Annotated in this window: 22 protein-coding genes and 1 pseudogene; 19 read left to right on the forward strand and 4 right to left on the reverse strand. The window is 70.9% G+C overall.

Annotated features, from left to right (window positions below; all coding sequences use genetic code 11):
• Positions 1 to 6: 6 nt before the first annotated feature.
• From H305_RS0112530 to H305_RS0112600, 16 genes and pseudogenes are all read left to right on the forward strand, one after another.
• Entirely contained in the window at positions 7 to 1,641 is a 1,635-nt protein-coding gene (locus tag H305_RS0112530; RefSeq protein WP_028800687.1) for an acyl-CoA dehydrogenase family protein, read from the forward strand.
• A 256-nt stretch (positions 1,642 to 1,897) separates the two neighbouring features.
• Positions 1,898 to 3,184, forward strand: a complete 1,287-nt coding sequence (locus H305_RS0112535) for a GAF domain-containing protein (RefSeq protein WP_028800688.1) — start codon at positions 1,898 to 1,900, stop codon at positions 3,182 to 3,184.
• Between the two features lie 129 nt (positions 3,185 to 3,313).
• Positions 3,314 to 3,460, forward strand: a pseudogene (locus H305_RS56350) (IS982 family transposase); the annotation flags it as partial.
• Between the two features lie 537 nt (positions 3,461 to 3,997).
• Positions 3,998 to 5,344 carry a hypothetical protein gene (locus H305_RS0112545; RefSeq protein WP_028800689.1) on the forward strand — a complete coding sequence of 449 codons (1,347 nt, stop codon included), beginning with the start codon at positions 3,998 to 4,000 and terminating at the stop codon, positions 5,342 to 5,344.
• 94 nt (positions 5,345 to 5,438) lie between these two features.
• Positions 5,439 to 6,011 (forward strand): GNAT family N-acetyltransferase, encoded by a 573-nt coding sequence (locus tag H305_RS0112550; protein ID WP_028800690.1) that lies wholly within the window; start codon positions 5,439 to 5,441, stop codon positions 6,009 to 6,011.
• Positions 6,012 to 6,136: 125 nt separating this feature from the next.
• Positions 6,137 to 6,220 carry a putative leader peptide gene (locus tag H305_RS56010; RefSeq protein ID WP_309486338.1) on the forward strand — a complete coding sequence of 28 codons (84 nt, stop codon included), beginning with the start codon at positions 6,137 to 6,139 and terminating at the stop codon, positions 6,218 to 6,220.
• 158 nt (positions 6,221 to 6,378) lie between these two features.
• Complete coding sequence (locus H305_RS0112555) at positions 6,379 to 8,070, forward strand: nitrite/sulfite reductase (protein ID WP_028800691.1); 1,692 nt, start codon at positions 6,379 to 6,381, stop codon at positions 8,068 to 8,070.
• 145 nt (positions 8,071 to 8,215) lie between these two features.
• Entirely contained in the window at positions 8,216 to 8,395 is a 180-nt protein-coding gene (locus tag H305_RS54675; RefSeq protein ID WP_078629010.1) for a hypothetical protein, read from the forward strand.
• Positions 8,392 to 9,102: a phosphoadenylyl-sulfate reductase gene (locus H305_RS0112560; protein ID WP_028800692.1), complete on the forward strand. Its 711-nt coding sequence runs from the start codon at positions 8,392 to 8,394 to the stop codon at positions 9,100 to 9,102. Before H305_RS54675 ends, H305_RS0112560 begins: the two co-directional genes overlap by 4 nt.
• The gene (cysC, locus tag H305_RS0112565) at positions 9,099 to 9,671 is read left to right on the forward strand and encodes an adenylyl-sulfate kinase (protein ID WP_078629011.1); all 573 of its coding nucleotides are present in this window, start codon (positions 9,099 to 9,101) and stop codon (positions 9,669 to 9,671) included. Before H305_RS0112560 ends, cysC begins: the two co-directional genes overlap by 4 nt.
• Positions 9,668 to 10,618: a sulfate adenylyltransferase subunit CysD gene (gene cysD, locus H305_RS0112570; protein ID WP_028800694.1), complete on the forward strand. Its 951-nt coding sequence runs from the start codon at positions 9,668 to 9,670 to the stop codon at positions 10,616 to 10,618. Before cysC ends, cysD begins: the two co-directional genes overlap by 4 nt.
• Positions 10,619 to 10,620: 2 nt before the next feature.
• Positions 10,621 to 11,976 carry a sulfate adenylyltransferase subunit 1 gene (locus tag H305_RS0112575; protein ID WP_028800695.1) on the forward strand — a complete coding sequence of 452 codons (1,356 nt, stop codon included), beginning with the start codon at positions 10,621 to 10,623 and terminating at the stop codon, positions 11,974 to 11,976.
• Between the two features lie 225 nt (positions 11,977 to 12,201).
• Complete coding sequence (locus H305_RS0112585) at positions 12,202 to 13,317, forward strand: aliphatic sulfonate ABC transporter substrate-binding protein (protein WP_028800697.1); 1,116 nt, start codon at positions 12,202 to 12,204, stop codon at positions 13,315 to 13,317.
• 36 nt (positions 13,318 to 13,353) lie between these two features.
• Positions 13,354 to 14,142, forward strand: a complete 789-nt coding sequence (locus H305_RS0112590; protein ID WP_028800698.1) for an ABC transporter ATP-binding protein — start codon at positions 13,354 to 13,356, stop codon at positions 14,140 to 14,142.
• Positions 14,129 to 15,031, forward strand: a complete 903-nt coding sequence (locus H305_RS0112595) for an ABC transporter permease (RefSeq protein ID WP_028800699.1) — start codon at positions 14,129 to 14,131, stop codon at positions 15,029 to 15,031. The genes H305_RS0112590 and H305_RS0112595 overlap by 14 nt, the downstream gene beginning before the upstream one ends.
• A gap of 7 nt (positions 15,032 to 15,038) precedes the next feature.
• On the forward strand, positions 15,039 to 15,785 hold the full coding sequence (locus H305_RS0112600) for a sirohydrochlorin chelatase (protein WP_028800700.1): 747 nt from the start codon (positions 15,039 to 15,041) through the stop codon (positions 15,783 to 15,785).
• A 25-nt stretch (positions 15,786 to 15,810) separates the two neighbouring features.
• On the opposite strand, the gene H305_RS0112605 is transcribed toward H305_RS0112600, so the two are convergent.
• A complete protein-coding gene (locus H305_RS0112605; protein WP_028800701.1) occupies positions 15,811 to 16,428 on the reverse strand; it encodes a DsbA family protein in 618 nt (205 codons plus the stop codon).
• 151 nt (positions 16,429 to 16,579) lie between these two features.
• Complete coding sequence (locus H305_RS0112610) at positions 16,580 to 17,173, reverse strand: TIGR03086 family metal-binding protein (protein WP_037763602.1); 594 nt, start codon at positions 17,171 to 17,173, stop codon at positions 16,580 to 16,582.
• Between the two features lie 129 nt (positions 17,174 to 17,302).
• Between H305_RS0112610 and H305_RS0112615 the strand changes: the two genes are divergently transcribed.
• From H305_RS0112615 to H305_RS0112625, 3 genes are read left to right on the forward strand one after another with little or no spacing between them, the layout of a single operon-like run.
• Complete coding sequence (locus H305_RS0112615) at positions 17,303 to 17,749, forward strand: hypothetical protein (protein ID WP_158690520.1); 447 nt, start codon at positions 17,303 to 17,305, stop codon at positions 17,747 to 17,749.
• A complete protein-coding gene (locus tag H305_RS0112620) occupies positions 17,746 to 18,654 on the forward strand; it encodes an aldo/keto reductase (RefSeq protein WP_028800704.1) in 909 nt (302 codons plus the stop codon). Before H305_RS0112615 ends, H305_RS0112620 begins: the two co-directional genes overlap by 4 nt.
• A 34-nt stretch (positions 18,655 to 18,688) precedes the next feature.
• Entirely contained in the window at positions 18,689 to 19,543 is an 855-nt protein-coding gene (locus H305_RS0112625; RefSeq protein WP_028800705.1) for a transglutaminase-like domain-containing protein, read from the forward strand.
• Here the strand turns inward: H305_RS0112625 and H305_RS0112630 are convergent.
• Positions 19,524 to 19,901, reverse strand: a complete 378-nt coding sequence (locus tag H305_RS0112630) for a DUF4440 domain-containing protein (protein ID WP_028800706.1) — start codon at positions 19,899 to 19,901, stop codon at positions 19,524 to 19,526. The genes H305_RS0112625 and H305_RS0112630 overlap by 20 nt on opposite strands.
• Positions 19,894 to 20,442: a DUF1697 domain-containing protein gene (locus H305_RS0112635; RefSeq protein WP_028800707.1), complete on the reverse strand. Its 549-nt coding sequence runs from the start codon at positions 20,440 to 20,442 to the stop codon at positions 19,894 to 19,896. The genes H305_RS0112630 and H305_RS0112635 overlap by 8 nt, the downstream gene beginning before the upstream one ends.
• Positions 20,443 to 20,474: the final 32 nt, after the last annotated feature.

Consider the following 20,474-nt stretch of genomic DNA (forward strand, 5'->3'; position numbering starts at 1 on the left):
ATCCGTATGGCAGCCAGCACCCACACCGTGACCAACCAGGCTCCGCCCCTGGTCGGATATGACGTGTTCGCGGCCGACCGGGCCCTCGTGGAGGCGGTCGGCCGGCACCTCGCTCCGGAGCTCCTCGACGAGGTCCGTGAGGAGCTGTCGGCCCTCGGCCGCACGGCGGGCTCGGCGCAGGCCCAGAAATGGGGGGTGCTGGCCGACGAGAACCCGCCCGAGCTGCGCACCCATGACCGGTACGGCAATCGGATCGACGAGGTCGAGTTCCATCCGTCCTGGCACCGGCTGCTCGGCAAGGGCGTGTCCGCGGGGCTGACCGCGGCCTGGAACCGGCCCGGCGGACACCTGCGGCGCGCGGCCGGTTTCGTGGTGTGGTCGCAGGTCGAGGCGGGCCACGGCTGCCCGCTGTCGATGACCCACGCTGCGGTGCCCGCGCTGCGCACGGACCCGGCGCTCGCCGCCGAGTGGGAGCCGCGGCTGACGTCCACCATGTACGACCCGGAGCTGCGGCCGGCCGCCCAAAAGCCCGGGGTGCTCTTCGGGATGGGCATGACGGAGAAGCAGGGCGGCAGCGACGTACGCGCCAACACGACGGTGGCGCGACCGCTCGCCGAGGACGGGACGTACGAACTGACCGGGCACAAGTGGTTCTGTTCGGCGCCCATGTCCGACGGGTTCCTGGTGCTGGCGCAGGCGCCGGACGGGCTGACCTGCTTCCTGCTCCCGCGTGTCCTGGAGGACGGCGCCCGCAACGTCTTCCGCATCCAGCGGCTCAAGAACAAGCTCGGCAACCGGTCGAACGCGTCCGCCGAGGTCGAGTTCGACGGGACCTGGGCGCGCCGGGTGGGGTACGAGGGGCGCGGGGTGCGCACCATCATCGAGATGGTCGCGGCGACCCGTCTGGACTGTGTGCTCGGCGCCACGGCGCTGATGCGGCAGGCGGTCGCGCAGGCCGTCCACCACTGCACCCACCGTGAGGCGTTCGGGAGCAAGCTGATCGACAAGCCGCTGATGCGCAATGTGCTGGCGGACCTGGCGCTGGAGTCCGAGGCCGCGACGGCCCTCGCGATGCGGCTCGCCGCCGCCTGCGACGACGGTGGCGAGCAGGAGCGGGCCTTTCTGCGGCTCGCGGTGCCGGCCGCGAAGTACTGGGTGACCAAGCGGTGCACCCCGGTGGTGACGGAGGCACTGGAGTGCCTCGGCGGGAACGGCTACGTCGAGGAATCGGGCATGCCCCGGCTGCTGCGCGAGTCACCGCTCAACTCCATCTGGGAGGGCGCGGGGAACGTCCAGGCCCTGGACATGCTGCGCGCGCTGCAACGGGAGCCGGCCGCTCTCGACGCGTACCTGCGAGAAGTGGGGCAGGCCCGCGGCGCCGACCACCGGCTCGACGCGGCGATCAAGAACCTGCTGACCGAACTCGCCGACCTGGACGGCATCGAGGGCCGGGCCCGCCGGCTCGTCGAGCGGTTCGCGCTGGTGCTCCAGGGGGCGCTGCTCGTGCGGTACGCGCCGGCGGAGGTCGCCGACGCGTTCTGCGCCTCACGTCTGGGCGGCGACTGGGGAACGGCGTTCGGCACGCTGCCGCACAGTCTGGATCTGGCCACCGTCGTGGAGCGGGCACGACCGGTGGTGTGAGGAGCTGATGCGGGGGTGGTGCTGCGCCGACACGGCACCACCCCCGCCTCTGGCCCCGTTCAAGGAGCTCGGACGCCGCCTGAGCGGCCTCGCTGTCAGTTTCAAGGAACCTTGTGACCGTTGGCGAGAGTTGCAGACCGTTGCATTCCTTGGTGCTCCTTGTGCGAAGTCCCGGCGTCCCCCACCCAGAGCAGGCACGATGTGCAGTGACGTCGGCGTCACTGCCCGTGCGCGGTCCTGGTTCCGGGAGTGCCTTGTGAAGACCACATCGATCAACCCCGCCCGTTTCGCTCCGCCGGATGCGTCGGAAACGGTTCGGCACCTCCAGGCGACGTGGGCCGCGGCACTCCGGGGCGAACCCTCCCCGATCGCTCCTCGCCCGGTCATCGGGCAGTCATGGCAAAGAGTGAAACGATTCGGAGTGGATCCCGAACAGAGCACGGACAGTGTGCTGTTGCAGACGGACGAACTCGAACACCGCCGGACCTCCACGGCTCTGGCCGACGTGATGCCCGTCCTCAGCGGCGGACTGGCCGCCGTCGCCGACGCGTCGCTGCAGATCATGGTGGTCACCGATCCGGAGGGACGGGTCCTGTGGCGTGCGGGCAACACGGGCGTGCTGCGCCGGGCCGACACCATTTGCCTTGAGGAAGGCGCGGCCTGGAGCGAGGACACGACGGGCACCAACGCGATCGGTACGGCGCTCAACGCGGGCGCGCCCGTCCAGGTGCACTCGGCCGAGCACTTCGTCCGTACGTTGCACGACTGGACCTGCGCCGCGGCTCCCGTGCACGACCCGCGCGACGGGCGTCTGCTCGGCATCGTCGATGTCAGCGGGCCCGATCACACGTTTCACCCGGCCACACTCGCGCTGGTCGACTCGGTGTCGCGGCTGGCCGAAAGTGAACTGCGCGGCAGGCATCTCGCGGCCGTCGAGCGGCTGCGCGCGGTGGCCGCGCCGCTGCTGTCCCGGCTGGGCGGCAAGGCGCTGGTGGTGGACACCAACGGCTGGCTCGCCGCCGTCACGGGGATGCCGCCCGTCGACCGGGTCCCGCTGCCGAGTTCCTTCGGCACGGGCCGGGTCTGGCTGCCCTCCCTCGGGGCGTGCTTCGTGGAGCCGATGCCCGGTGGCTGGCTGCTGCGGGTCACCGAGACCGACGTACCGGACTGCGCGAGCCGGGTGGTGCTCGACCTCGCCGAGCCCCGGCGGCCCCGGATCACCGTCTCGGGCGCGGCGGGCAGTTGGGCGCAGGACCTGAGCCCCCGCCACGCCGAACTGCTGTACGTGCTCGCCGTGCACCGCGAGGGGCGCAGCGCGGCCCAGCTCGCGGTCGACATCTTCGGCGACCCGACCCGCACGGTGACGGTCCGCGCCGAACTGTCACGGGTTCGGCGCCGCCTCACGGGCCTGCTCGACCACCGGCCGTACCGCTTCCGCGACGAAGTCGTGGTCGAGGTCCTGTTCCCGGACACCCCGCTGGACCTGCTGCCGCACTCGGCGGCACCGGCGGTGCTGGACACGCGGGTGCGGCCACCTCTGTGAGAGCGCCGGGGCCGGCCTCACCGGGCGCCCGGCGCACGCGCCGCTCCGCCTGCGGGCGGAGGCCTGGATGAATGAGTCCGATGTCTGCGCTGGTCGCAACCATGGCGAAGGGCGCCCGTCGGCTTGGCCGTGACTCCTGGCCTGGACGCCCTTCTGGCGGCACTGTGCGTGCTCATCGACGACCACGTGGCCCCTCGTCGCCGGATCGGGCGGCCTCCGAACCTGACGAACGCCGAACTCCTGCGCCTGGCCATGGCCCAGGTCCTGCTGGCGTTCTGCGCCTTGCCGCGCGCCGAGTTCACCGGCATGTCGATCCTTCTCACCGAGTTCGAAGACCGCTACCCGCCCGGTGTGGTCACGGTCGACATCAACTCTCCCGGCATGCTCGGTTTCCACTAGCTTCGGCCGGCTACTCGCTGTGGCGAGACCGCCACCGTCTACCTCGATGCACCGCGCCGCACGGACTGTGCAACTGGTGCGAGCCCTGGCGCCCCTGGGCTCTGCAGGTTCCGCAGCGCCGCCTGGTAGGTGGACGTGATCGCGCGCCGGCACGCCTCTCGAACCCACCCCGGCGGAGATCCCTGGGCGGACATCCCTCGACGAACACACCCCGGCAGGCGCGCCCCCGGTGCCGGCCCGCTGCGGACACATGTCGTCGTCAGCGTATTTCGTGCGCGTATTTCGTGGGGGTCTTCCGGGGTCTTCGACCTGGCCCGCAGGTATCTGCCGTAGCATCCCCTCACAGGCCACCCCACCCGTCTCTCCGTCAACGGCCGAGATGCGAGAGGCAGTTGGCCTTCCTCGGGAGGACGCATGAAGCACCGCGGCAGGCACCGTCGTCGCAGGAGAGGACAGGCGCTGCGCGCCACCCTGGCCGGAACCGCCCTCGCCCTCACCGCGGCCGCCACCCTGATCAGCACCTCCCAGGCCACGGGCAGCGGCAGTCCCGGCGGCCTCACCGCGCTCGGCACCGCGTCCCGGACCGCACCGCTGCGCCTTCACGAGAAGCCGGTGGACCTGGACACGCTGGACCGGCTCACCAAGAACATGGGCGGGAACGTGGGCGTCGACGGCGTCCTCGGGAGCGCCGACCGCACGATGCGCGACGAGGCCGGCTGCTCCAGCGCCGAGCGGGCCGCGCTGCCGGTCGAGCCGACGGCCACGCGCGCGTACTGCTGGGACGAGGGCGACGAACGGACCCGGCAGTGGCAGCCCCGGTCCGTGACCACCTCAGGTGACGCCGACGACGACGGCCACTGGGGCGAGCACCGGGTGATCCTGGCCGGCTGGACGCACCGGGATCGCCAGGCCGCCGCACCGACACGGGACCGGGGACTGGCACGGGTCGCCTTCGTCGACGCGACCGACCCGCGCGCGCTCAGGTACAGCTGGGTCCTGCTGGTCGCCCCGCGCGACGGCGGCCGGGACTTCGAGCCGGTCCGCTCCGCACTGGACGGCATGGTCTGGTACCAGGACAAGCTGATCGTCACCGGGGCGCACGGATCGGGCCTGCTCGTCTTCGACATGCACCGCATCCTGCGGGCGGGTGTCGACAGCGGCGCGGTCGGCCGGGTGAGCGGCGGCTACTCCGCGGGCGGCTACCGGTACGTACTCCCGGCCGTCGACGCGTACGAGCCGGCCGGCGGCACGTGCACCCGCCGCGGCGGCCGCACCCCCTGCTTCGCCTCGCTGTCCCTGGACCGCAGCTCGGCACCCGACAGCCTGGTCGCCGCCGAGCGCCCCGCGGCCGGCTCCGAACGGACCCGGGTGTGGCGCTACGCCTACAGCACCGCCGCCTACCGCACCGGTCTGCTCGCCGATTCCCGCGGCCGGGTCGACGCCGTCGAAGCCTACGAGAGCAAGGCCGCAGGGGTGTCCGGCGTCCTCGCGCACACGCCGCGTGGCGCGCGCGGGGCGCAGTGGTACCTCGGGCAGGCGCCGGAGGTCCCCACCCGGCACGGCAGCATCTGGCGGCAGACCGAGGACGGCGCCGAGGCGGCCACCTGCACCGCGGACCGGTCGCACGCCTGCTGGGGCCTGCGCACCGGGTCCCTGTCCTACTGGCAGGAGACCGGCGAGGTGTGGACGCTGACCCGCGCGGCCGGACGGCGGGCGCTCTACGCGGTGCCGCTGTCCGCTGTGGCCGGCTCGCTGGAGTAGCGGCTGCCCGCCCGCGCCGGTGTCCGCTCCGGACGGATGTCCGTTGATCGGCCGCTTTTGGATGCGCCCCCGCCCCCGTGGTTCCCTGACTCGCATGAGCAACGTCACTGTGACCACCTGGTCCCTGGAGCAGACGGCCCCGGCCGACCTGCTCCCCGCGATCGCGCCCGACGGCGACGTCAGGATCGTGCGTGCCGAGGTTCCCTCGCCCGAGTTCAGCCGCTTCCTGTACGCGTCGGTCGGCGGCGACATCCGCTGGACGGACCGGCTCGGCTGGACGTACGCACAGTGGCAGGAGGCCCTGGACCGGCCCGGTGTCGAGACCTGGGTCGCATACGACAGGGGGACGCCCGCGGGCTACGTCGAGCTGGACGCGCAGGACGACGGCGTCGTCGAGATCATGTACTTCGGACTGATCCCCGCGTTCCGTGGCCGCCGCATCGGCGGACACCTCCTCTCCTACGGCGCCGCCCGCGCCTGGGACCTGGCCGACCGCTGGCCGGGCCGCGCCGAGACCAAGCGCGTCTGGCTGCACACCTGCAGCAAGGACGGCGAACACGCGATGGACAACTACCTCCGGCGCGGCTTCAAGCTCTTCGACACGAAGGTCGAGGAGGAGCAGGAGGCCGCCACGCCGGGACCGTGGCCAGGAGCGCGAGCCGTCTGAGCCGTTCCGGCCCAGTTCAGGGCCCTGTGTGACCGACGACACCCTTGTCCCAGCATCCGGGACAAGGGTGTCCACATGACGGACGATGGTGGACTGTGCGGAGATCCCCGTGACAGGCTTCCGTCATGTCTGGAACTGGAATTGCCTTGGTGAGTCGGCGGCACGTCGACCTCGGCCGCATGTCCAGCGCCATCTGTCCGGCGAGCTGACGAACCCTTCAGTGGCCTTCGGCCACGGGCTCAGCACCGCCGACCTCTTCTCTTCCGCACCCCTGCGCAAGGACGCGCCCATACTTCCGTATGCGCCCGTATGCGCAGGTCAGAGTCGCTGACATACCTGTCCCGCAGTCTCGAAGGACGTAGCAACCATGGCCGCCACCCCGCAGGACCCCGCCACGCCCCGCCGCAAGGTGAGCCGTCACCGTGGCGAGGGGCAGTGGGCCGTGGGTCACTTCACCCCGCTCAACGGCAACGAGCAGTTCAAGAAGGACGACGACGGTCTCAATGTGCGGACACGCATTGAGACGATCTACTCCAAGCGGGGTTTCGACTCGATCGACCCCAACGACCTGCGCGGCCGGATGCGCTGGTGGGGGCTGTACACCCAGCGCAAGCCCGGGATCGACGGCGGCAAGACCGCCATCCTGGAACCGGAAGAGCTGGACGACAAGTACTTCATGCTGCGGGTCCGCATCGACGGCGGCCGGCTGACCACCGCGCAGCTGCGGGTCATCGGCGAGATCTCGCAGGAGTTCGCGCGCGGCACCGCCGACCTCACCGACCGGCAGAACGTCCAGTACCACTGGATCCGCATCGAGGACGTACCGGAGATCTGGAACCGGCTGGAGGCCGTCGGCCTGTCCACGACCGAGGCCTGCGGTGACACGCCCCGCGTCATCCTCGGTTCGCCCGTCGCCGGCATCGCCGAGGACGAGATCATCGACGGCACGCCCGCGATCGACGAGATCCACCGTCGCGTCATCGGCAACAAGGCGTTCTCGAACCTGCCCCGCAAGTTCAAGACCGCGATCTCCGGCTCACCCCTGCTCGACGTCGCCCACGAGATCAACGACGTCGCCTTCGTCGGCGTGAACCACCCGGAGCACGGGCCCGGCTTCGACCTCTGGGTCGGCGGCGGCCTGTCCACCAACCCGAAGATCGGTCAGCGCCTGGGCGCCTGGGTCCCCCTCGACGAGGTCCCGGACGTCTTCGAGGGCGTCATCTCGATCTTCCGCGACTACGGCTACCGGCGGCTGCGCACCCGCGCCCGCCTGAAGTTCCTGGTCGCCGACTGGGGTGTCGAGAAGTTCCGCCAGGTCCTGGAGGACGAGTACCTGAAGCGGAAGCTCGTCGACGGTCCGGCCCCCGACCAGCCGGTCGCCCGCTGGCGCGACCACGTCGGCGTGCACCGGCAGAAGGACGGCCGGTACTACGTCGGTTTCGCACCGCGTGTGGGACGCGTCGACGGCGCCACCCTCACCAAGATCGCCGAACTGGCCGAGGCGCACGGCTCCGGCAGGCTGAGCACCACCGTCGAGCAGAAGATGATCGTGCTCGACGTGGACGAGTCGCGGATCGACTCCCTCGTCGAGGGCCTGGAGGCGCTCGACCTGACGGTCGACCCCTCGCCCTTCCGGCGCGGCACGATGGCCTGCACCGGCATCGAGTACTGCAAGCTCGCCATCGTCGAGACCAAGGCGCGCGGCGCTTCGCTCATCGACGAACTCGAACGCCGCATCCCGGAGTTCGACGAGCCGATCACCATCAACATCAACGGCTGCCCGAACGCCTGCGCCCGTATCCAGGTGGCGGACATCGGTCTCAAGGGCCAGCTGGTCCTCGACGACCGCGGCGAGCAGGTCGAGGGCTTCCAGGTGCACCTCGGCGGAGCGCTCGGCCTGGAGGCCGGCTTCGGCCGCAAGGTCCGTGGCCTGAAGGTCACTTCGGAGGAGCTGCCCGACTACATCGAGCGGGTCCTCAAGCGCTTCCAGGAGGAGCGCGAGGACGGCGAGCGCTTCGCCGCCTGGGCTGCGCGGGCTTCAGAGGAGGCCCTGTCGTGAGCCGGGCGAGTGAGCCGAAGGGGCGCGCCTGCGTCGTAAGGCCGAGCACGCGCAGGCCGCGCAGCGGTCGAGCACGGTCGGCCGTCGACGGAGGCTGGAGCGCCCCGGAGGCGAACCGAGCCACAAGAGAAGGGGAGTCGCTGTCATGAGCGAGCGGGCCGCCCCCTTCTATTGCCCCTACTGCGGTGACGAAGACCTTCGTCCGAGCGAGCAGGGTCACGGCGCATGGGAATGCGCGGCGTGCAATCGAGCCTTCCAGCTGAAGTTCCTCGGGCTGCTCGCCCGGGGGCTCCAGCAGGGTGACGACGGAGGGGGACTGACATGACGACCATTCAGGAAGAGCGTACGGGCGAGGACTTGAAGCGCCTCGCCGAGCAGGCCGGGCGCGACCTGGAGGACGCCTCCGCCCTGGAGATCCTCCAGTGGGCCGCCGACACCTTCGGCAAGAAGTTCTGCGTGACCTCCTCCATGGAGGACGCCGTGGTCGCCCACCTCGCGTCCCGCGCCTTCCCCGGTGTCGACGTGGTGTTCCTCGACACCGGCTACCACTTCCCGGAGACCATCGGCACCCGCGACGCGGTGGAGGCCGTGATGGACGTCAACGTCATCACGCTGACCCCGCGCCGGACGGTCGCCGAGCAGGACGCCGAGTACGGCCCCGAACTGCACGATCGCGACCCGGACCTGTGCTGCGCGCTGCGCAAGGTGAAGCCCCTGGAGGAGGGGCTGACCAAGTACGACGCGTGGGCGACCGGGCTGCGCCGCGACGAGTCCCCGACCCGGGCGAACACCGCGGTCGTCGGCTGGGACGAGAAGCGGCAGAAGGTCAAGATCTCGCCGATCGCCCGCTGGACGCAGGACGACGTGGACGCGTACGTCGCGGAGCACGGCGTCCTCACCAACCCGCTGCTGATGGACGGTTACGCCTCCGTCGGATGCGCGCCCTGCACCCGCCGGGTCCTGGAGGGCGAGGACGCGCGCGCCGGCCGCTGGGCGGGCCGCGCCAAGACCGAGTGCGGGCTGCACGGATGACCACGACCACTCAGATTTCTCAGGAGCAGCAAGTGACGACCGGAGCCACCGTCTGGCTCACGGGTCTGCCGAGTGCCGGCAAGACCACCATCGCGTACGAGCTGGCCGGCCGGCTGCACGAGGAGGGACATCGCGTCGAGGTGCTCGACGGCGACGAGATCCGCGAGTTCCTCTCGTCGGGTCTCGGCTTCTCGCGGGCGGACCGTTTCACGAACGTGCAGCGCATCGGTTTCCTCGCCGAACTGCTCGCGCGCAACGGCGTCAAGGCACTCGTCCCGGTGATCGCGCCGTACGCGGACAGCCGTGCGGCGGTGCGCGAGCGCCACAGCACGGGAGGGACGCCGTACGTGGAGGTCCATGTGGCCACGCCGGTCGAGGTGTGCTCCGTGCGCGACGTGAAGGGCCTGTACGCCAAGCAGGCGGCGGGCGAGATCTCGGGGCTGACCGGTGTCGACGACCCGTACGAGGAGCCCGAGTCACCCGATCTGCGCATCGAGTCGCACACCCAGACCGTGCAGGAGTCCGCCGCCGCGCTGCATGCGCTGCTCACCGAGAGGGGTCTCGCATGACGACCGCAGCCACTGTCTCCGAGGCAGCCGGTGATTCCGAGGAGTCCAGCCCGTACGCGCTGTCGCATCTGGACGCGTTGGAGTCCGAGGCCGTCCACATCTTCCGCGAGGTCGCGGGCGAGTTCGAGCGGCCGGTGATCCTCTTCTCCGGCGGCAAGGACTCCATCGTCATGCTGCACCTGGCGCTGAAGGCGTTCGCCCCCGCCGCGGTCCCCTTCTCCCTCCTGCACGTGGACACCGGACACAACTTCCCCGAGGTCCTGGAATACCGCGACCGCACCGTCCACAAGCACGGTCTGCGCCTGCACGTCGCCTCCGTCCAGGACTACATCGACCGCGGTGTCCTGCGTGAACGTCCCGACGGCACCCGCAACCCCCTGCAGACCGTACCGCTCACCGAGAAGATCCAGTCCGAGCGTTTCGACGCCGTCTTCGGCGGCGGCCGCCGCGACGAGGAGAAGGCCCGCGCCAAGGAACGCGTCTTCTCCCTGCGCGACGAGTTCTCCCAGTGGGACCCCCGCCGCCAGCGCCCCGAACTCTGGCAGCTCTACAACGGCCGCCACGCCCCCGGCGAACACGTCCGCGTCTTCCCCCTGTCCAACTGGACCGAACTCGACGTCTGGCAGTACATCGCCCGCGAACACATCGAACTCCCCGAGATCTACTTCGCGCACGACCGTGAGGTCTTCAAGCGCTCCGGCATGTGGCTGACCGCCGGCGAGTGGGGCGGCCCGAAGGACGGCGAGAGTGTCGAGAAGCGGCTCGTCCGCTACCGGACCGTCGGGGACATGTCCTGCACCGGCGCCGTCGACTCCGACGCGACCACCCTGGACGCGGTCATCGCCGAGATCGCCGCCTCCCGGCTCACCGAACGCGGCGCCACCCGCGCCGACGACAAGATGTCCGAGGCCGCGATGGAAGACCGCAAGCGCGAGGGGTACTTCTAGACATGACCAGCACCACCGAACCCACCGAGCCCTTGTCGGTCGAGCAGTTGTCGGCGACCACCCTGCTGCGCTTCGCGACCGCCGGTTCCGTCGACGACGGCAAGTCCACCCTCGTCGGCCGACTCCTGCACGACTCCAAGTCCGTCCTCACCGACCAGCTCGAAGCCGTCGAGCGCGTGTCCGCCAGCCGTGGCCAGGACACACCCGACCTCGCTCTCCTCACCGACGGCCTGCGCGCCGAACGCGAACAGGGCATCACGATCGACGTCGCGTACCGCTACTTCGCCACCGCGCGCCGCCGCTTCATCCTCGCCGACACCCCCGGTCACGTGCAGTACACCCGCAACATGGTCACCGGCGCCTCCACCGCCGACCTCGCCGTCGTCCTCGTCGACGCCCGCAACGGCGTCATCGAACAGACCCGACGCCACGCCGCCGTCGCCGCCCTCCTCCGCGTCCCCCACGTCGTCCTCGCCGTCAACAAGATGGACCTCGTCGACTACCAGGAGTCGGTCTTCGCGGCGATCGCCGAGGAGTTCACGGCGTACGCGTCCGAGCTCGGCGTCCCCGAGATCACCGCGATCCCGATCTCCGCGCTCGCCGGTGACAACGTGGTGGAGGCGTCCGCCACCATGGACTGGTACGGCGGGCCGACGGTCCTGGAGCACCTGGAGACCGTGCCGGTCAGCCACGACCTGGGGCACTGCCACGCCCGGCTCCCCGTGCAGTACGTGATCCGCCCGCAGACCGCCGAGCACCCCGACTACCGGGGCTACGCCGGCCAGATCGCGGCCGGTGCCTTCCGTGTCGGCGAGAGCGTGACGGTGCTGCCCTCCGGGCGCACCTCCAAGGTCACCGGGATCGACGTGCTGGGCGAGCCTGCCGAGGTCGCGTGGACGCCGCAGTCGGTGACTCTCCTGCTGGAGGACGACATCGACATCTCGCGCGGCGACCTGATCGTGCCGAGCAAGGACGCGCCCCCGACCACGCAGGACATCGAGGCGACCGTGTGCCACGTCGCCGACCAGCCGCTCACCGTGGGACACCGGGTGCTGCTCAAGCACGGCACCCGCACGGTCAAGGCGATCGTCAAGGACATCCCGTCCCGGCTGACCCTCGACGACCTGTCGCTGCACCCGCACCCCGGTCAGCTCGCCGCCAACGACATCGGCCGCGTCAAGATCCGTACCGCGGAGCCGCTGCCCGTCGACTCGTACGCCGACTCCCGGCGCACCGGCGCGTTCATCCTGATCGACCCCGCCGACGGCACCACCCTGACCGCGGGCATGGTCGGCGAGTCCTTCGCCGCTCCGCAGCCGGTCAAGGACGACGCCGACGACGACGGTTGGGACTTCTGACATGACGTCCACCGACTTCTACTCCACGTTCGCGAAGGAGGGCGGCCGCGTCGGCAGCGGCGCCCTCGGCAGCGGGCAGGGCGGGGTGGCGCGATGTGCGCGATGACGTACGCGCACTGCCTGCGCGCCCGCACCCTCCACCGCCTGCACCGACGAAGACCTGCCGACCTCCCGGCCACGACCTGAGACACCGTGACCGCCGGGCCAACGAGAGGAACACCTCCCGTGCCTGCCAACCGCTACGCCTTGCTCCGCCGCGGCGTCGCCGTCGCCGCCGCACTCCCCCTTCTCGCTCTCGCCGCATGCGGCTACGGCTCCGAGGCCAAGGACGACACCTCCGAGAAGGAGAAGGTCGCCGCCGGGTCCGAGAAGATCGACGGTCTCGACTCCGTGAAGATCGGGTACTTCGGCAACCTCACCCACGCGACCGCGCTCGTCGGCCGCCACGAGGGCCTCTTCCAGAAGGAACTCGGCGCCACCAAGGCCGAGTACACCACCTTCAACGCCGGCCCCTCCGAGATCGAGGCGCTGAACTCGGGCTCGATCGACATCGGCTGGATCGGCCCCTCACCGGCCATCAACGGCTACACCAAGTCGAACGGCAAGAGCCTGCGCATCATCGGCGGTTCGGCGTCCGGCGGCGTGAAGCTCGTGGTCGACCCGAAGAAGATCAAGTCCCTGAAGGACGTCAAGGGCAAGAAGATCGCGACCCCGCAGCTCGGCAACACGCAGGACGTCGCGTTCCTCAACTGGATCGCGGAGCAGGGCTGGAAGGTCGACGCGGACAGCGGCAAGGGCGACGTCTCGGTCATCCGCACGGACAACAAGATCACCCCGGACGCCTACAAGTCGGGCTCCATCGACGGTGCCTGGGTGCCGGAGCCGACCGCGTCCAAGCTGGTCGCCGAGGGCGGCCAGGTGCTCCTCGACGAGTCGACGCTGTGGCCCGACAAGAAGTTCGTGATCACGAACATCATCGTGTCGCAGAGCTTCCTCGAGGAGCACCCGAAGGTCGTCGAGGCAGTCCTCAAGGGCTCCGTGGCGACCAACAAGTGGATCGGCGCCAACCCGGACGAGGCGAAGACCGCGGCGAACGCGCAGCTCAAGGTCGACTCCGGCAAGGAGCTCCCGGCCGAGGTCCTGGACCCCGCCTGGAAGTCGATCCAGACCACCGACGACCCGCTGGCCGCCACCCTCGGCACCGAGGCGGCGCACGCGGTGAAGGCCGGTCTGCTGGAGAAGCCGAACCTGAACGGCATCTACGACCTGACGCTGCTCAACAAGGTCCTGTCGGCTGCGGGCGAGAGCTCGGTCGACGACGCCGGTCTCGGCGCCAAGTAAGCCCGGACACCGATGAGTTCCCAGGAGGTGACGACCATGGCAACTGCTCTCGCCAAGGCCGCCGACGTCACGACGTCGGTGGAGCACGCCGCGCGGATCGAGAACGTCTCGAAGTCGTTCGCCGGACCCGCCGGGCAGCAGCTCGCCCTCGACGACATCACGCTGGATGTCGCGCCGGGTGAGTTCGTCACCCTCCTGGGGGCCTCGGGGTGCGGCAAGTCGACGCTGCTCAACCTGGTCGCGGGGCTCGACGAGCCGACCGCGGGCAGCATCACGACCAACGGGCGCCCGGCCCTGATGTTCCAGGAGCACGCCCTGTTCCCGTGGCTGACCGCGGGCAAGAACATCGAACTCGCGCTGAAGCTGCGGGGGGTGGCCAAGGCCGACCGCCGCGACAAGGCCGAGGAACTGCTCGAACTCGTACGGCTGAAGGGTGCGTACGGGAAGCGGGTGCACGAGCTGTCCGGCGGTATGCGCCAGCGGGTGGCGATGGCGCGGGCGCTCGCCCAGGACAGCCAGCTGCTGCTGATGGACGAGCCGTTCGCGGCGCTGGACGCCATCACCCGGGACGTCCTGCACGACGAGCTGACCCGGATCTGGCGCGAGACCCGGCTGTCCGTCCTGTTCGTCACGCACAACGTGCGCGAGGCGGTGCGGCTCGCCCAGCGCGTCGTGCTGCTGTCCTCGCGCCCTGGGCGGGTCGCGCACCAGTGGACCGTGGACATACCGCAGCCGCGCCGCATCGAGGACACCGCCGTGGCGGAGCTGTCCGTCGAGATCACCGAACAACTGCGTGGGGAGATCCGCCGACATGGCCAGCACTGAGACCAAGTCCGCCGCGGCCGTCGACGACAGCCACGACCTGGCGGGTCTGGAGGCGGGCCTGGACGCCCTGGAGACGGTCCACACGGGCCGGCCCCCGTTGCGGCAGACCCTCGTCCAGAAGGTCCTGCCGCCCGTCGTCGCCGTCGTGCTCGTCCTCGTCGTGTGGCAGGCGCTGATCACGTTCAAGGTCGTCGACGACCCGACCAAGCTGCCCTCCCCCGGCGACGTGTGGGGCGAGGTCGAGGACGCCTGGCTCCAGGGCAAGCTCTTCGGCTACATCTGGACGAGCGTCTCGCGCGGCCTGCTCGGCTTCCTTCTGGCGCTGGTCATCGGCACACCGCTGGGGCTGCTGGTGGCACGGGTGAAGTTCGTGCGCGCCGCCATCGGCCCGGTCCTGTCCGGCCTCCAGTCGCTGCCGTCGGTGGCCTGGGTGCCGCCGGCCGTGATCTGGCTGGGTCTGAACAGCTCGATGATGTACGCCGTGATCCTGCTCGGCGCGGTCCCCTCCATCGCCAACGGCCTGGTGTCCGGCGTGGACCAGGTGCCGCCGCTGTTCCTGCGGGCCGGCCGCACGATGGGCGCCACCGGGCTGCGCGGCACCTGGCACATCGTCATGCCGGCGGCACTGCCCGGCTACCTGGCGGGCCTGAAGCAGGGCTGGGCCTTCTCCTGGCGCTCCCTGATGGCCGCGGAGATCATCGCCTCCTCCCCCGACCTGGGTGTGGGCCTCGGCCAGCTGCTGGAGAACGGCCGCACCGCCAGCTCCATGTCCATGGTCTTCCTCGCCATCCTGCTCATCCTGATCGTCGGTATCGCCATCGACCTGCTGATCTTCAGCCCGCTGGAGCGGTGGGTGCTGCGCAGCCGCGGTCTGCTGGTCAAGAGCTGAGTCCGACATGCGCCGATCCGTCAGCCCCGTCCTCGTCGTCATCGCCCACGGCAGCCGCGACCCGCGCCATGCCGCGACGGTGCACGCCCTCGTACGACAGGTGCGGGCCCGGCGTCCGGGGCTGCGCGTGGAGACCGGCTTCCTGGACTTCAACGTCCCGTCCGTACAGGGCGTGCTGGAGTCCCTCGCCGCCGAGGGCGTGCGGGACGTGGTGGCGCTGCCGCTGCTGCTGACGCGGGCCTTCCACGCCAAGGCGGACATCCCGGCGGTGCTGCGGGAGGCCCCCTCCCGGCTGCGCATCCGCCAGGCCGACGTGCTCGGTCCGTCCCCGCTGCTGACTGCGGCGCTGGAGCGACGCTTGTACGAGGCGGGGCTGAGCCCCGCCGACAAGTCCTCGACCGGGGTCGTGCTGGCCTCGGCGGGGTCCACGGACCCGGAGGCGATCGCAGTGATCGCTGAAATCGCGCGGGAGTGGCGGCACACCGGTTGGTGCGCCGTGCGGCCTGCGTTCGCCTCCGCATCTCTTCCGCGCACCGAGGACGCGGTGCGCGAGCTGCGCGCCGCCGGCTGCGCCCGGGTGGCGATCGCCCCGTACGTGCTGGCGCCGGGCTTCCTGCCGGACCGCATCGCCCGGGGCGCCGCCGACGCGGACGTCCTGGCCGACGTCCTCGGTCCCGCCCCCGAGGTGGCCCAGGTCCTGCTGGAGCGCTACGACGCGGTCCGCACGCCGGTCCTGACGGCGCTCGGCGCGTAGGTGGGCGAAGCGCCGGGGCGGGGGGTCAGTCGAAGCTGAGTCCGCCGGTCCTGGTCCTCTTGAGTTCGAAGAAGTCCGGGTGCGTGGCGAGGACCCGGAAGCTGTCGAAGAGTTCGGCCGCCTTCTCGCCCCTCGGGACGGCACGCAGCACCGGGCCGAACCACACGGTCCCGTCGACATGGATCGTGGGCGTGCCCACATAGGTGCCGGAGTCCGGCTCCCTGCCCGCGTCATGGCTGCGGGTCACCGCCTCGTCGTACGCGGGATCGTGCGCCGCGTGCGCCAGTTCGGCCGGGAGTCCGAGCTCGGCGAGGGACTCGGTGACAACCGCGTCGAAGTCCTCGATGCGGCGTTCGTGGATACGGGTGCCGAAGGCGGTGTAGAGGTCGCGCAGCACCTTGTCGCCGTGCTGCTCGGCGGCGGCCACCGCGACCCTGACCGGGCCGATCGACCTGTCGACCAGTTCCCGGTACCAGTCCGGGAGTTCATTGCCGAGATTGTGCAGGTAGAGGCTCATCACGCGGAAGCGGAGGTCGAGCGGGCGCTCGCGCTCGACCTCCAGCATCCATCGGGAGGAGATCCAGGCGAAGGGGCAGGCCGGGTCGAACCAGAAGTCGACGCGAGTGGGCGCGGTGGTCGTCATGGCGCCGAGGCTAGTCCGCGGATGGCCCAGGATCACGGTCCAATTCGGCGCGGATTCCCTGGTCCAATCGGGCTGGTCCCATCAGACCCGGCCCCGCAGACCTGCCCCTCCTGGCCTCCCTCGGGCCTGACCCCATCAGACCTGGCCCCCTTCAGGCCTGGGACAGCCGCGGGTCCCGGCCGCTGTGGGCGAGGGCGCGGTCGAAGACGGAGACGTCGTCGGGCACGTCCACCGGGTCGGCGAAGCCGTCGTACTGCCGGTAGAGGTCGCCGTGCGTGTCGACCACGTCCAGGACCAGCCGGGCCGCGCCGTCCGAGATCCGGAACCGCTGTCCGGTGACTGTCGCGACGTCCCAGCCGTGCACCGCCATCTCCTTGACGATCATCGGGGCGAGTTCGGCGGCCGCCATCTTCGCCATGCCGAGATCGACCTCGCCCTCCCAGACGGCGGGGTCGTCCCAGGCGGCCACGGCTCGGTCGAGCTGGTCGGCGTACGCCTGCGCCCAGTCGGAGTCGGCCGTGAAGTCCCGAGCGGTCAGCTCCTCGGGGAGCTGCCTGCGCAGTGCCCGGTGCTCCAGGCCGTGCGAGGTGTAGAGGACCCAGTGGTTCACCAGGGCGCGGACGTCCCACGGCGGGCAGTGGGTGGGCCCGGACAGCTGCGCCGCCGTGACACCGCGGGCGACGCGGGCGGCCTCGGTGGCGCACTCGACCATGTACGGATGCACGTTCTTGTACGGCTCGTTCATGCGTCCCACGCTAGGGACTCCGCGTCGGGCCCTCTTGAAGAAACGCGACAGGTTCCCGGGCAAGGCCCCGCGCCGAAAGCCTCACACGGATGGGTGCACTCCCCACCGATCCGTGCCACGCTGTCCGCCGTGCGCAAATGGGTGCCCCTCCTCCTGGGCCTGTCCTTCCTGGCCCTCACCGCCTTCACGGTGTACTCCGCGACCGTCCAGTGGCAGCAGGGCAGGCTCATCGACGCCACCGGGGTGCAGGTCACCGGTACCGTCACCCGGCTCCTCCACGTGGGCAAGGGCTACACGAGGGAGATCGCCTACACGGTCGGCGGGCGGCACCACACCCTCCAGAAGGGCTACGACCCCACTCTTTACCATCCGCGGCGCGGGGACCGGGTGTGTCTGGAGGCGGCCCGCGAGCACCCCGAGATCGTCCGCATGTGCGAGGACCACTACCCGGAGGGCGACGACGCCTTTCCGGTCTACATACTGGGGGCGGTCTTCGGCACGTCAGGACTGCTGTTCGTCATCGGCCACCAGGTCACCGGCGCACGGCGCACACGCGAGATCGGAACGACAGCATGAGCACATCCACCGGCGACGCCGAGACCGAACGCAGCCCTGAGCACGGCACGAGCACCTTCCTCGTCGGCGGCGAACTGCCCGTGCGCCGCCTCGGGTACGGCACCGCGCAGCTCACCGGTCCCGGGTACTGGGGTCCGCGCGGCGACGCCCGGGACGCGGTGGCCGTGCTGCGGCGGGCCGTCGAGCGCGGCGTCACCCTCGTCGACACCGCCGACAACTACGGTCCGTCGGTCGCCGAGGAGCTGGTCGCCGAAGCCCTGCACCCGTACGCCGAGGAACTGCTGATCGCCACCAAGGGCGGCGTCGTGCGCACCGGCGACAGCGTCTGGCACATCGCCGGACGGCCCGAGCAGTTGCGCGCGATGTGCGAGGCGAGTCTGCGCCGACTGCGTCTCGACACCATCGGCCTGTACCAGCTGCACCGCCTCGACCCGGACGTGCCGATGGCCGAACAGCTGGGCACGCTGGACGAGTTGCGTACCGAGGGCAAGATCAGGCACATCGGGCTCGACACCGTCACGGACGGACAGCTGGCGGCCGCACTGGAGCTGACCGACATCGCCTCCGTCCAGAACCGCTACAACCTGCTCGACCGTGCCTCCCAGCCGCTGCTGGAGCTGTTCGAGGCCCGCGGGATCGCGTTCCTCCCATGGTTCCCACTGGGCAACGGCTCGCTGACCTCCGACCCGGTGTGTGCGGGGATCGCCGCCGCGCACGGGGCGACGCCGGGGCAGGTCGCGCTGGCCTGGCTGCTGCGCCGCTCCCCCGTGCTCTGCCCGACGCCGGGCACCGGAAGCCTCGTCCACCTGGAGGAGAACCTGGACGCGGGCGCGGTCCGGCTCACCGACGAGGACATGGACCGCCTCGACGCCCTCGCGGACACCCCGCCCGGCTCTCCCGGTTGACCTTGCCCCTGGGGCAGACCTCACAGTCCGGCGCATGGACATCCACCGCAGACAGAGTGTGTTCAGCGACCCCGGCGACCTGGACGTCGCCGGGCTCCCCCGGGACCCCGGCAGCCTCGCCCGCATCGTCAGGGACGTGATCATCCACCGGGGCGAGGGAGAACGCTTCGGCGTGACCCTCCCCGAGGCGCGGCTGCACGAGGACGCAGAGTCGCGCTACGTGACGGAGATCCTGCGCCTGCTCGGCGAGCGCTCGGACCGTCCGCTGACCGAGCGGCGAGAGCCGGCCGAGCGGTTCGTCGGGACCTGCCGGGACTTCTCCCTGCTGTTGTGCTCGCTGCTCCGCGCGACGGGCACGCCTGCCCGGCTGCGCTGCGGGTTCGCCACGTACTTCGTCGAGGGCTTCCACGAAGACCACTGGGTCACCGAGTACCGCCTCCCCGACGGCGACCGGCGGCTCGTGGACGCGCAGATCGCCCACGGGCCCTACGACGTGGACTTCGATCCGCTGGACGTCCCCCGGGACCGCTTCGTGGTGGCGGGGCAGGCCTGGCGGGAGTGCCGGGCCGGGCGCGCGGACCCGGCCGGATTCGGCGTCAGCTGGCTGAAGGAGCTCAGGGGCCTGTGGTACGTCCGCGGCAACGTCCTGCACGATCTCGCCGCGCTCAACGGCGTCGAGGTGCTGCCCTGGGACGGCTGGGGCCCCGAGATCCTCGACGACGCGTCGCTGACCGCCGAGGATCTCGCGTTGACCGACGCGGTCGCCGCCGCCGGATCGGAGGAGGAACTGCGCCGGCTGTACCGGGACCCCCGGCTCGGTGTGCCGGACGAGATCGTCTCGTACACCGCCTACCAGGGCGTACGGAAGGTCACTCTGCGCCCACGCTGAACGGGGTGCCCTGGTGGAAGTACAGCAGCCAGCCTTCCACCGACTGCCGCCAGAGCGAACTGCGGTGCGCGCGGAGGCCGTTGTGCCCCTCCGTGTCGAAGGTGAGGTGGACCAGGTCCGGTGCGAGCTGTACGCCCCGCATGCGCGACGCGGTGATCGGGCGGGTCCCCGCCCCGGGCACCGAGGTCAGCTCGGCGATGATCGAGGCGCGGTCCCACAGCCGTCCGGAGGAGCCGAACTCGTGGAACTCGGGGTGCAGCAGCGCCCCCAGCCGCTCGGGCGACCGACGGATCGCGGGGTCCAGCAGACGCAGCTCGCCCTCGATGGCCGCCTCGACGGCGGCGTTGCGCTCAAGCACCGGTCAGCTCCTCCAGTTTGACGACGGTGTTCCAGTTGCGGGTGGTGGCGAGGATCCCCTTGAGGAGCTTCGGCCGGGCCAGTGCCTCGGCCAGCTTGGAGCGGCCGAGCCCGTCGGGGGCGTACAGGTACAGGACGCGGTCGCCGAGGCGGTACTCCTCGGGGAGGAACGCGTCCGGGGCGACGCCGTCGAAACGCAGCGCGTCGACGGGGCCGGAGAAGTAGGTGGCGTGCAGTTGCTTCGCCTCCAGCTCGGCCGCCGGGAAGGGGCACGCCTCGCGTACGGCCTTCAGGTAGGCGTGATCGCGCACCAGCACGCCGACGGTGAAGCCGAAGTGCTTCTCGACGGCTTCGGCGAGCTGTGCCGCGAGAGACTCCTCGTCGCCGCCGTCGCTGCTGAACACGGCGTTGCCGCTCTGCAGATACGTGCGCACGTCGCCGTGCCCGAGCCCTTCCATCAGGGTGCGCAGTTCGGCCATCGGCACCTTCTTGGCGCCGCCCACGTTGATCCCGCGCAGGAGTGCCGCGTACCTCGTCGTCATCCGCACACCATACGGCGCCGCGGTGCGCCGGC

The sequence above is a fragment of the Streptomyces sp. 142MFCol3.1 genome (assembly GCF_000424945.1).
GTDB classification, from domain to species: Bacteria; Actinomycetota; Actinomycetes; order Streptomycetales; family Streptomycetaceae; genus Streptomyces; species Streptomyces siamensis.